Annotated in this window: 6 protein-coding genes and 1 pseudogene; 4 read left to right on the forward strand and 3 right to left on the reverse strand. The window is 53.0% G+C overall.

Annotated features, from left to right (window positions below):
• Window positions 1–125 precede the first annotated feature (125 nt).
• The 4 genes and pseudogenes from MON37_RS01910 to MON37_RS12395 form a co-directional block, all read left to right on the forward strand.
• Complete coding sequence (locus MON37_RS01910; protein WP_052242818.1) at window positions 126–1679, forward strand: DegQ family serine endoprotease; 1554 nt, start codon at window positions 126–128, stop codon at window positions 1677–1679.
• Between the two features lie 189 nt (window positions 1680–1868).
• Window positions 1869–3389 carry a Na+/H+ antiporter NhaC family protein gene (locus tag MON37_RS01915; RefSeq protein WP_003758218.1) on the forward strand — a complete coding sequence of 507 codons (1521 nt, stop codon included), beginning with the start codon at window positions 1869–1871 and terminating at the stop codon, window positions 3387–3389.
• Window positions 3390–3459: 70 nt separating this feature from the next.
• Window positions 3460–4548 (forward strand): beta-N-acetylhexosaminidase, encoded by a 1089-nt coding sequence (gene nagZ, locus MON37_RS01920; RefSeq protein ID WP_039406721.1) that lies wholly within the window; start codon window positions 3460–3462, stop codon window positions 4546–4548.
• 72 nt (window positions 4549–4620) lie between these two features.
• Window positions 4621–4728, forward strand: a pseudogene (locus MON37_RS12395) (IS5/IS1182 family transposase); the annotation flags it as partial.
• An 18-nt stretch (window positions 4729–4746) separates the two neighbouring features.
• Here the strand turns inward: MON37_RS12395 and MON37_RS01925 are convergent.
• The 3 genes from MON37_RS01925 to MON37_RS01935 form a co-directional block, all read right to left on the reverse strand.
• On the reverse strand, window positions 4747–6306 hold the full coding sequence (locus MON37_RS01925) for a TerC family protein (RefSeq protein WP_039406719.1): 1560 nt from the start codon (window positions 6304–6306) through the stop codon (window positions 4747–4749).
• Between the two features lie 252 nt (window positions 6307–6558).
• A complete protein-coding gene (gene carB, locus MON37_RS01930; protein WP_039406717.1) occupies window positions 6559–9774 on the reverse strand; it encodes a carbamoyl-phosphate synthase large subunit in 3216 nt (1071 codons plus the stop codon).
• A 28-nt stretch (window positions 9775–9802) separates the two neighbouring features.
• Window positions 9803–10708: a hypothetical protein gene (locus tag MON37_RS01935; RefSeq protein ID WP_039406715.1), complete on the reverse strand. Its 906-nt coding sequence runs from the start codon at window positions 10706–10708 to the stop codon at window positions 9803–9805.
• Window positions 10709–12451: the final 1743 nt, after the last annotated feature.

A 12451-nucleotide genomic window follows, 5' to 3' on the forward strand; every position in this document is an offset into this window, starting at 1 on the left:
TTAAAATTTCTGACGGCATTTTTTTATTTAAAATGAAATGCTTGAAAAAATATGGGCAAAAGGTAAAATTCGACCTTATCGGGTTGGAAAACGATAAAAGTTTCAGACGACCCCATGTTTTTAAGATGCAAGAACACAATCCGTTATTCGGAAAAGGAAACGCGGTGCGCGAAAAAATGAACAAATACAGATACTTTGCTTTGGTAACGGCTTCTGCGCTGGCCTTGGGCGGCTGTGACAAAATCAGCAGCTTCTTCGGCGGCGACAGTAAAAGCGAAGAATTCGTACAAAGAATCGAACCTTCCAAAGATAACGGCAGCGTCGGCATGCTGCTGCCCGATTTCGCTCAATTGGTGCAAAACGAAGGCCAGGCGGTGGTCAATATCCAAGCTTCTCCCGCGAGACGCTCCGCAGGCAGCGGGCAGTCTGAAGAGCAGGGCATGGATTTGAGCCAGTTCCCTGACAACGACCCGTTTTACGAGTTTTTCAAACGCCTTGTCCCGAATATGCCCGATATGCCGGAAGACCAGTCTGCCGACGAGGATTTGAACTTTGGCTCCGGCTTCATCATCAGTAAAGACGGCTATATCCTGACCAATACCCACGTCGTTGCCGGCATGGGCAATATCAAAGTCCTGCTCAACGACAAACGCGAATACACCGCCAAGCTGATCGGATCGGATACGCAATCCGATGTCGCGCTGCTGAAGATTGACGCTTCGGAAGAATTGCCCGTCGTCAAAATCGGCAATCCGAAAGATTTGAAACCGGGCGAATGGGTTGCCGCCATCGGTGCGCCGTTCGGCTTTGACAACAGCGTTACTTCGGGCATCGTGTCCGCCAAAGGACGCAGCCTGCCGAACGAAAGCTACACGCCTTTCATCCAAACCGACGTTGCCATCAATCCGGGCAACTCCGGCGGCCCGCTGTTTAATCTGAAAGGTCAGGTGGTCGGCATCAACTCCCAAATTTACAGCCGAAGCGGCGGATTTATGGGCATTTCCTTCGCGATTCCGATTGATGTGGCGATGAATGTTGCCGAGCAGTTGAAAACCAGCGGTAAGGTTCAGCGCGGTCAGTTGGGCGTGATTATTCAGGAAGTGTCTTACGATCTGGCGAAATCATTCGGCTTGGACAAAGCCAGCGGCGCGTTGATTGCCAAAGTGATGCCGAACAGCCCTGCCATGCAGGCAGGGTTGCAAGTGGGCGACATCGTCCGCAGCGTCAACGGCGAAGAAGTGCGCGTTTCCAGCGATTTGCCGGTCATGGTCGGCTCGATGCTGCCGGGTAAGGAAGTCACGCTGGAGGTATGGCGCAAAGGCGAGAAAATCAATGTGAAAGTCAAACTCGGCAGCATGGCGGAGCAGAACGAAACTTCTTCTCGCGCTACCGAGCAGCCGCAGCAGGCAAATCCGGCGGACGGATTTACCGTCGATAATACAGGTCTGACCCTGCGCGTCGATGAAGGTGCAGGCAAAAGCCGCCTGATTGTTTCCCGCGTCAGCGGCGCGGCGGAACGTGCCGGACTCAAACGCGGTGACGAAATCCTCGCCGTCAGCCAAATCAGCGTCAACGACGAATCGAGCTTCCGCAGCGCGTTGGCAGGCGCGGGCAAAAATGTGCCGCTGCTGGTTCAGCGCGACGGCAATACGCTTTTCCTCGCCCTGACCCTGCAATAAGGTGCAACGCAAGCGCCATTCAATGATAGAATACCCGCCATCCTAAGGTGGCGGGTATTTTGTAATTTTAGCAACCGATTGATTTGTTTGTTTTTTGATGGTTTTGCTCTTTTGGCTTTGTCAACAATCGCATTCAAAGGTCGTCTGAAAACGTTCCGCTCCGATTGACTTCCTATTAATAAAAATATTATGCACCTGATTGATTATTCACATTCGTTTTTATCCGTCGTGCCGCCGTTTTTGGCATTGGCGCTTGCCGTCATCACCCGCCGTGTGCTGCTGTCTTTGGGCATCGGTATCTTGGTCGGCGTTGCCTTTTTGGTCGGCGGCAGCCCGATTGACGGACTGACACACCTGAAAGACATGGTGGTCGGACTGGCTTGGGCAGACGGCGATTGGTCGCTGGGAAAACCTAAAATCCTGATTTTCTTATTGTTGCTCGGTATTTTCACTTCTCTTTTAACTTTTTCGGGCAGCAATCAGGCGTTTGCCGATTGGGCGAAGCAACACATCAAAGGGCGGCGCGGCGCAAAAATGCTGACTGCCTGCCTCGTATTCGTTACCTTTATCGACGACTATTTCCACAGCCTCGCCGTCGGTGCGATTGCCCGCCCCGTTACCGACAAATTCAAAGTTTCCCGCGCCAAACTCGCGTATATCCTTGATTCCACCGCTGCGCCGATGTGCGTACTGATGCCGGTTTCAAGCTGGGGCGCATCGATTATCGCCACGCTGGCAGGTCTGCTCGTTACCTACCACATCACCGGATACACGCCGATGGGTGTGTTTGTTGCCATGAGCCTGATGAATTATTACGCCCTGTTCGCCCTGATCATGGTGTTTGTCGTCGCTTGGTTTTCTTTCGACATCGGCTCGATGGCGCGCCTTGAAAAAGCGGCATTGCAGGAAACCCATGACGAATCCGCCGGCTCTGACGGCCCTAAAGGCAGGGTTTACGCGCTGATTATCCCTGTTTTGGTGTTGATCGCATCCACCGTTTCCGCCATGATTTACACAGGCGCGCAGGCAAGCGAAACTTTCACTATTTTGGGCGCGTTTGAAAATACCGATGTAAACACTTCGCTGGTGTTCGGCGGTACTTGCGGCGTACTCGCCGTCGTCCTCTGCACACTCGGCACCATCAAGGCCGCCGACTATCCCAAAGCCGTCCGTCAGGGCATATCTTCGATGTTCGGCGCGATTACCATCCTGATTCTTGCCTGGCTCATCAGCACCGTCGTCAGCGAAATGCACACCGGCGACTACCTCTCCACGCTGGTTGCAGACAACATCCATCCCGGCTTCCTGCCCGTCATCCTCTTCCTGCTTGCCAGCGTGATGGCGTTCGCCACAGGCACAAGCTGGGGCACGTTCGGCATTATGCTGCCGATTGCCGCCGCGATGGCGGTTAAAGTCGATGCATCGTTGGTTATCCCGTGTATGTCCGCCGTGATGGCAGGCGCGGTGTGCGGCGACCACTGCTCGCCCATTTCCGACACCACCATCCTGTCTTCCACCGGCGCGCATTGCAACCATATCGACCACGTTACATCGCAACTGCCTTATGCCTTGACCGTCGCAGGCGCGGCAGCGGCAGGCTACCTCGTGTTGGGCATGACGCAATCGGCTTGGCTGGGCTTTTTCGCCACTGGCGTCGTCATGACCGCCCTCATCTTCATACTGAAAGACAAAAAAGGCAAAGCTGCCTAATGTGTTTTCCCGTTTTCAGACGACCTTCGATACTTTAAGGTCGTCTGAAAACATTTTAAGGAATCCAAAAATGAACGCTCCCTATTCCATCCCGCGCGGTCCCGTTATGGCAGACGTCGCCGCCTACTGTCTCTCCGAAGAAGAAAAACAACGCTTGCTCGACCCGTCTATCGGCGGCGTCATCTTGTTCCGCCGCAACTTCGAAAACGTCGGGCAGCTCAAAGCCCTGGTTCAAGAAATCAAAGCACTGCGCACACCCGAACTCATCATCGCCGTCGATCACGAAGGCGGCAGGGTGCAACGCTTCATCGAAGGCTTCACCCGACTGCCCGCCATGAACACCTTAGGGCAGATTTGGGACATCGAAGGCGAAGCCACCGCCAAAGAAAAAGCCGAGCAGGTCGGCTGGGTATTGGCGACGGAACTGACCGCCTGCGGCATAGACCTCTCCTTCACGCCCGTCCTCGACCTCGACTGGGGAACATGTCCCGTCATCGGCAACCGCAGTTTCCACCACAACGCCGACACCGTAACCCAGCTCGCCCTTGCCCTGCAAAAAGGTCTGAACCGGGGCGGCATGAAATCCTGCGGCAAACATTTCCCCGGACACGGATTCGTCGAAGGCGACAGCCATTTGGTGCAACCCGAAGACACGCGTAGCCTTGCCGAACTCGAAGCCGCCGACATGATTCCGTTCCGCGCCTTAAGCGGCGCAGGCATGGCGGCGGTTATGCCCGCCCACGTCGTTTATCCGCAAATTGACGGCAAGCCCGCCGGTTTCTCTGAAAAATGGCTCAAACAAATCCTGCGCCAAGACATCGGATTTAAAGGCGTTATATTTTCAGACGACCTCACGATGGAAGGTGCAGGCGCAGCGGGCGGCATCAAAGAACGCGCAAACGCTTCCTTTACGGCAGGCTGCGACATCGTCCTCGTCTGCAACCGTCCCGACCTCGTGGACGAACTGCGCGACGGCTTCCAAATCCCCGCCAATCCAGATTTGGCAAACCGCTGGCAATACATGGCGAACACATTGGGCAAGGAAGCCGCCCAAGCCGTGATGCAAACGCCCGCTTTCCAAGCCGCACAAGCCATGACCGCGCAACTTGCTACGCCTAAAGACACAGCCGGCGGCGTGAAAGTCGGCGAAGCGTTTTAAAGGCGTTTGATTTAGAAAGCATGAAAGAAGGTCGTCTGAAAACCTTGAATTAAGGTTTTCAGACGACCTTTTTATAGTGGATTAAATTTAAATCAGGACAAGGCGACGAAGCCGCAGACAGTACAGATAGTACGGCAAGGCGAGGCAACGCCGTACTGGTTTAAAGTTAATCCACTATATTTCACAATGATAATTTGATTATCCTTCGTCAGGCAGCTTGGTGATCTGTACCCGCTCGATGCGTTGACCGTCTTTTTCAACGACTTGGAAACGCCAGCCGTGGAAGTCGGCAAAGTCGCCGACATCGGGAATGCTTTGCAGCTCTTCCATAATCAGTCCGGCGACAGTGTGGAAGTCGGCATCTTCTTCTTGCGGCGGGAGGTTGAGTTGCGGCGCGAGTTCGACGTATTCGAGCGAACCGTCCACGGTCAAGCTTTCATCGGCATTTTCTTGAACGGCGGGTTCTTCTTGGCGTTCAAACTCTTCGGGGAATTCGCCGGCAATGGTTTCCAGCAGGTCTTTCATGGTAACCATGCCCAAAACCGCGCCGAATTCATCGACTACCAAAGCATAATCCGCGCTGCTTTGGCGGAACAGTTCAATCGCGCCCAACGCAGTCGTACTGTCCGGCAGGACTAGTGGCTGGCGCAGGACGGCTTGGATATTGAGTTCGCCGGTTTCGAGCAGTTGGGCGAGTAGGTCTTTTTTGTTGATGTAGCCCAACGGTTCGTCCACGCCGGCTTTACCGACGACGAGCAGGCGGCTGTACGGGGTGTTTTGCAGTTGGGCGTGTTGCTCTTCACGGCTTTGGGAGATGTCCAAACGCTCAATGTCGCGGCGGGGAATCATCACGCCGAGGATGGGACGTTCGGCAAGCGTAAGGACGCTGCGTATCATGGATTTTTCGTTTTCTTCGAAATGCCCATCATCCTCTGCTTCATCGCCCGCTTTGGCAAGCACGCTTTCGCGTATGCCCATCATGCCCAAGACGTTCTCGGCGGTTCGTTTGCGCCATGAGCTGCTAATGTAGTCGTTTTTGCGGCTGTTGCGCTGCGAAATTTGGTTGAATGCTTCAATCAGGATGGAGAAGCCGATAGCGGCGTAGAGGTAGCCTTTCGGAATGTGGAAATGGAAGGCTTCGGCAATGAGGCTGAAACCGATCATCAGCAGAAAACCCAAGCAGAGCATGACGACGGTAGGATGCCTGTCCACAAATTCGGTCAGCGGTTTGCTGGCGGAAATCATGACGGTCATGGCAACGGCAACGGCACCCATGGCGACGACGATGTGATCGACCATCGCGACGGCAGTGATGACGGAATCGATGGAAAATACCGCGTCAAGAATCAGGATTTGGGCAACCACGCTCCAAAATCGCGCGTGTTTTCTCTGACTGTCGGCAACGGCAAATTGGTTATGCCCTTCGAGGCGTTCGTGCAGTTCGGTGGTGGCTTTGTAGAGCAAGAAGATGCCGCCCGCGAGCATAATCATGTCTTTGCCGGAAACGTCCAACCCACCAATGTGGAACAGCGGGCGCGTCAGGGTCATGATGTGTGCCATGAAGCCGAGCATGATGATGCGGATAACGACCGCAAGCCCCAAACCGGTAATACGCGCGCGGTCTCGTTGGGCGGGTTTGACTTTGTTCGCCAAAATGGCGACGAAAACGAGGTTGTCTATCCCCAAGACGACTTCGAGTACCAGAAGCGTGGCAAAGCCTATCCAAGTATGCGGCTCTGCCAACCAACTGAAATCCATGATTTTTGTATTCCTTTGTGTTCAAACGCGAAAAGGCAGCCTGAAACGCTCAAGCTGCCTGATTCATATCGATACGCACGAAAAACGGCGGGCGGTCATGCTGCTCTGCTCTGGGTCTTTCATGTGTGCGTATGTCTCAAGTAAAAATAATGTAAATAGTTTAGCAGTTTGGGAGGCGGATGGCAAAAGGTCGTCTGAAAGATAAGCCTTATTTTCAGACGACCTTTTTTTCAAGCTAAACCTGATTCAGATTCAGCCTCTGTTTTTCAACCGTCCGTGCAACTCCTGCACGCTGTACACGCCCAGGTGGTCGCGGCTTTTTGCGCCTTCGCTCATGGCTTCGCCGCCGGCGATGGTGGTGTATTGCGGCACGCGTTGGGTGAGGGAGGTGCGGCGGATGCTGTGGCTGTCAGCGATGGATTGCGCGGAGCTGCTGACGGTGTTGACCACCAGTGCGATTTCACCGTTTTTAATCGCGTCCACGATGTGCGGGCGGCCTTCCTGCACTTTGTTCACCGCTTGCACGATGATGCCGTGCTCTTTCAGGTATTCGGCGGTGCCGCGTGTGGCACAGACGCCGTAGCCTAAGGCTTGGAAGTTTTGCGCGGTTTTGACGATGAGCGGTTTGTCTTCGTCGCGCACGGCGAGGAAGATTTTGCCGGTCGGGTTCAGGCGTTCGCCTGCGCCGAGTTGGGCTTTGTAGTAGGCTTCGCCGAAGCTTGCACCCACGCCCATCACTTCGCCGGTGGAGCGCATTTCCGGGCCGAGGATGGTGTCCACGCCGGGGAATTTGATGAAGGGGAACACGGCTTCTTTAACGGCATAGAAATCGGGGACGACTTCTTTTTCCACGCCTTGCTCTTGCAGGGAAATGCCTGCCATACAGCGCGCGCCGACTTTGGCGAGCGGCACGCTGGTGGCTTTGGAGACGAAGGGAACGGTACGGCTGGCGCGCGGGTTCACTTCCAACACGAACACCACGCCGTCCTGCACGGCAAACTGGACGTTCATCAGGCCGACCACGCCCAGCGCGTACGCCATGGCTTTGGTTTGGCGGCGGATTTCGTCTTGGATTTCTTCGCTGAGCGAGTAAGGCGGCAGCGAACAGCCGGAGTCGCCGGAGTGGATGCCTGCCTGTTCGACGTGCTGCATGATGCCGCCGATAACGACGTCTTTGCCGTCTGAAACGCAGTCCACATCGACTTCAATCGCGTTGTTCAGGAAGAAGTCGAGCAACACGGGGCTGTCTTCGGATACCTGCACGGCTTCGCGCATGTATTTTTGCAGCTCTTCGGCGGAGTGGACGACCTGCATGGCGCGGCCGCCGAGGACGTAAGACGGGCGCACGACCAGCGGATAGCCGATTTCTTCGGCTTTGACGAGCGCTTCTTCTTCGTTGTGGGCGATGCGGTTGGGCGGCTGGCGCAAGCCTAAGTCGTTCAACACTTTTTGGAAGCGTTCGCGGTCTTCGGCGGCGTCGATGCTGTCGGCGGACGTGCCGATGATGTTCACGCCGTTTTCAACCAATGCGTTGGCGAGTTTGAGCGGGGTTTGACCGCCGTAATGCACAATCACGCCCCACGGGTTTTCGGTACGGACGATTTCCAACACGTCTTCCAGCGTCAGCGGCTCGAAATAGAGGCGGTCGCTGGTGTCGAAGTCGGTGGACACGGTTTCGGGGTTGCAGTTCACCATAATCGTTTCAAAGCCCGATTCGCGCAGGGCGAGCGCGGCGTGGACGCAGCAGTAGTCAAACTCGATGCCTTGACCGATGCGGTTTGGGCCGCCGCCGAGAATCATCACTTTTTTACGGTCGGAAGGACGCGCTTCGCATTCTTCTTCGTAAGTGGAATAGAGGTAGGCGGTTTCGGTGGCGAACTCGGCGGCACAGGTGTCGACGCGTTTATAGACGGGATGCAGCTTCAGCGCGTAGCGGTGTTCGCGCACTTCTTTTTCTTTTACGCCTAAAAGTTGCGCGATGCGTTTGTCGGAGAAACCTTTGCGTTTCAGACGACGTAAGGCGGCGAAATCCAAATCTTGCAGGCAGCCTGCACTTACCTGCTGCTCTTCTTTCACCAAGTCTTCGATTTGCGCCAAGAACCAAGGGTCGATGGCGCAGATTTCGTGGATTTCTTCCAGCGTGAAGCCCGCGCGGAACGCGTCTGCCACAAACAGCATACGCTCAGGGCCTGGGTTGGCCAGTTCGCGGCGGATTTCCGCTTTGTCAGAGCTTCTCGGATTGAAGCCGCACAAGCCCGTTTCCAAGCCGCGCAGGGCTTTTTGGAAGCTTTCCTGAATCGTGCGGCCCATCGCCATTACTTCGCCCACCGATTTCATCTGCGTGGTCAGGCGGTCGTCTGCGGCGGGGAATTTTTCAAACGCAAAACGCGGGATTTTGGTCACGACATAGTCGATGGACGGCTCGAACGACGCGGGCGTACGGCCGCCGGTGATGTCGTTGCGCAACTCGTCCAGCGTAAAGCCGACCGCCAGTTTTGCCGCCACCTTCGCAATCGGGAAGCCCGTCGCTTTGGAAGCCAGCGCGGACGAACGGCTCACGCGCGGGTTCATCTCAATCACAATCATCTCGCCGTTTTCAGGGTTCACCGCAAACTGCACGTTCGAGCCGCCCGTGTCCACGCCGATTTCGCGCAATACCGCCAAGCTTGCGTTGCGCATGATTTGGTATTCTTTGTCCGTGAGCGTTTGCGCCGGCGCAACCGTAATCGAGTCGCCCGTATGCACGCCCATCGGGTCGAAGTTTTCAATCGAACAGATGATGATGCAGTTGTCGGCCTTATCGCGCACCACCTCCATCTCGTACTCTTTCCAGCCGAGGACGGACTGCTCAATCAGCAACTCATGCGTGGGCGACGCATCGAAACCGCGTTCGCAAATCGCCAAAAACTCGTCTTTATTGTAGGCAATGCCGCCGCCCGAACCGCCCATCGTGAAAGACGGACGAATCAGCGTCGGAAAGCCGACCTGTTCCTGCGCCGCCAAGGCTTCGTTCATCGTGTGGCAGACAAAAGATTTCGGGCAGGAGAGGCCGATTTTCTCCATCGCCTCCTTAAAGCGGCCGCGGTCTTCCGCCTTGTCGATGGCGTCTTCCGTCGCGCCGATCAGCTCAACATTGTATTTCGCCAGCACGCCGTTGCGCGCCAAATCCAGCGCACAGTTCAGCGCGGTCTGGCCGCCCATCGTCGGCAGAATCGCATCAGGACGCTCCTTAGCAATAATCTTCTCCACCGTCTGCCACATAATCGGCTCGATGTAGGTAACATCCGCCATTTCAGGGTCGGTCATAATCGTGGCGGGGTTGGAATTCACCAGAATGACTTTGTAGCCTTCTTCACGCAAAGCCTTGCAGGCCTGTGCGCCCGAATAGTCAAATTCGCAGGCCTGACCGATAACGATAGGGCCGGCGCCGATGATAAGGATGGATTTTAGGTCGGTACGTTTGGGCATGATGTTTCCTGTTGGATTAAGTCTAAAGTTAATCTATTTTAACTGAAGGTAATGTTTTCAATGAATTGAGAAAGTTATGCCATTCTGCAACTTCCTCCTGTTTCTCAATAATTTTTTCAAATGGCAATAAATTCTCAAAGGTTAGGAAATTAACGCAAAATTTAATAGCAGTATCTATTTTATTTTTTAAATTTGGAATTTCTTTTACTTCCTTTGCCCAATATGCTAAGTCTTTAGATGATAATAAATCAATTTTATCTATTGGGAAATTTTCTATAAATTTTTTTAGTGTATCAGTAATTAGAAGTTTTAAATTATTCTGATCATACATTGCTTCTATACCAGAAACTGTAGCTATATTTTCTTCGATATATTTAATTTCGGTCCTACCTATATTTTCGTAGATAGCTTTTTCTTTTTCTGTCAGTTCTCTTTCAATTGTTATTTGATAAGTCCTATCTCTAGACATTTTTGAAATTTTTTTTCGAACAGTTTCTGGAATTCCTTTGCCATCTCTTAATTGACTAATATATCGATTAATATTTTTTGCAATTTTAAGTCGTGTCTCACACCATTCATTTAAGTTGTTTAAATTGAAGGTATGTAATTCTTCTCGATTAGTGTAGTCTTTGATATCTTGAGTTAATTTTGATGACATAGTTTTAAAATCAACCCCAAAATATTTTTCACCACAATCTTTTCCAATATTTGTAATATGCCCATCAGTAGATACTACAATGTAACCATTTTGATGTTGAGTGTGGCAATTTTTCAATCCACATATAACTTTTCCATGTTCTCCACTGTACTGACCTATAATTTCTTTTAATTTGGTTTCTTCTGGATTTATCTCTCTTCTAAAACCAGCCATTTCTTCTAAGTCAGACCAGTTTTTTATGTAAACTAAGTTTCTATCTTTTTTTAAAGTAATCATGATAAATCCTTAAGCAAGCCTTAGCCCGCATATAGAGTGTGTGCGGTACGCACGCGTTCTCCATTTTCCCTGCAACCTCAACCCACCGCGTGCGTGCCTTGCGGCACACACTCTACCGATGGGTTCAAAGGTCGTCTGAAAAAACGCTCGCGGCGTTTGTTCCATCTGCCTGGCGATAAAGGCTGCCTGAAAAATTCCTGCCGTTGATGTTTCGGGCATTCTTTTTCAGACGGCCTGCAACGCTTGAATCCGCTGCAACCTGCTCCCTCCCCCGTGGGGGAGGGCTGGGGAGAGGGCATTCTCCAAATTGCGGCAACCTTTCCCAATCCCCTAACCACCTCAATACAAGCCTTGCGGCTTGTTGCCCTCTCTCTAACTCTCTCCCACGGGGAGAGAGGACGTGGGCTGTTGGGGTTAAGGGTTCTGCAAACTAATCAGGTTGTATTGGCTGCTTTTTTATTTTTCAGACGACCTGAAATCAAAGACAGTAAATCTAAGTTGCTTTTCAAACCGCCTGTAACCGTAAAACCTGCTGCAATCCACCCCCTCCCCTGTGGGGGAGGGCTGGGGAGAGGGCATTCTCCAAATTGCGGCAACCTTTCACAATACCCTAACTGCCCAAATACAAGCCTTGCGGCTTGTTGCCCTCTCTCTAACTCTCTCCCACGGGAGAGAGGATGGGGTGGCTGTTGGAATTAAGGGTTTTGCAAGGAAAACAGCAAGCCGTAGCCCGCATGTAGGGTGTGTGTGGTACGCACGCGCTCCCCATTTTCCCTGTAACTCCAACCCACCGCGTGCGTGCCACACCCTACCGATGGGTTCAAAGGTCGTCTGAAAAAACGCTCGCGGCGTTTGTTCCATCTGCCTTGCGATAAAGGCTATCTGAAAAATTCCTGCTGTTGATATTTCGGGCATTCTTTTTCAGACGACCTGCAACGCCTGAATCCGCTGCAACCTGCTCCCTCCCCTGTGGGGGAGGGCTGGGGAGAGGGCACGCCCCGAATTTCGGCAACCTTCCCTAACACCCTAACCGACCAAATACAAGCCTTGCGGCTTGTTGCCCTCTCTCTAACTCTCTCCCACGGAGAGAGAGGACCGGGCGGCTGTTGGAATTAAGGGTTCTTCAAGGAAAACAGGTTGTGCAGGCTGTTTTTTACTTTTCAGACGACCTAAAATCAACGACAGTAAACCCAAGCTGCTTTTTAAACCGCCTGCAACCGCAAAAACTGCTGCAACCTGCTCCCTCCCCTGTGGGGGAGGGCTGGGGAGAGGGAATTCCTCGAATTGAGGCAATCTTTCCCAGCACCCTAACCGCCCAAATACAAGCCTTGCGGCTTGTTGCCCTCTCTCTAACTCTCTCCCACAGGAGAGAGGACGGGGTGGCTGTTGGGGTTAAGGGGTCTGCAAGGAAAATAGGTTGTGCAGACTGTTTTTTATTTTTCAGACGACCTGCATCAACAGTTGTAAATCCAAGTTGCTTTTCAAACCGCCTGCAACCGTAAAGCCTGCTGCAACCCGCTCCCTCCCCTGTGGGGGAGGGTTGGGGAGAGGGCATTCTCCAAATTTCGGCAACCTTCCCCAACACCCTAACCGCCCAAAATACAAGCCTTGCGGCTTGTTGCCCTCTCTCTAGCTCTCTCCCACGGGGAGAGAGGACGGGGTATCTGCTGGAGTTAAGGGTTCTGCAAGGAAAACAGGTTGTGCAGGCTACTTTTTGCTTTTCAGATGACCTTTATAAATGCT

The sequence above is a fragment of the Morococcus cerebrosus genome, assembly GCF_022749515.1.
Classification (GTDB): Bacteria; Pseudomonadota; Gammaproteobacteria; order Burkholderiales; family Neisseriaceae; genus Neisseria; species Neisseria cerebrosa.

Coding starts and splice junctions, on each gene's coding strand:
- carB (WP_039406717.1), bottom strand. CDS start 9,774: ATGCCCAAACGTACCGACCTAAAATCCATCCTTATCATCGGCGCCGGC.
- MON37_RS01925 (WP_039406719.1), bottom strand. CDS start 6,306: ATGGATTTCAGTTGGTTGGCAGAGCCGCATACTTGGATAGGCTTTGCC.
- MON37_RS01915 (WP_003758218.1), top strand. CDS start 1,869: ATGCACCTGATTGATTATTCACATTCGTTTTTATCCGTCGTGCCGCCG.
- MON37_RS01910 (WP_052242818.1), top strand. CDS start 126: ATGCAAGAACACAATCCGTTATTCGGAAAAGGAAACGCGGTGCGCGAA.
- MON37_RS01935 (WP_039406715.1), bottom strand. CDS start 10,708: ATGATTACTTTAAAAAAAGATAGAAACTTAGTTTACATAAAAAACTGG.
- nagZ (WP_039406721.1), top strand. CDS start 3,460: ATGAACGCTCCCTATTCCATCCCGCGCGGTCCCGTTATGGCAGACGTC.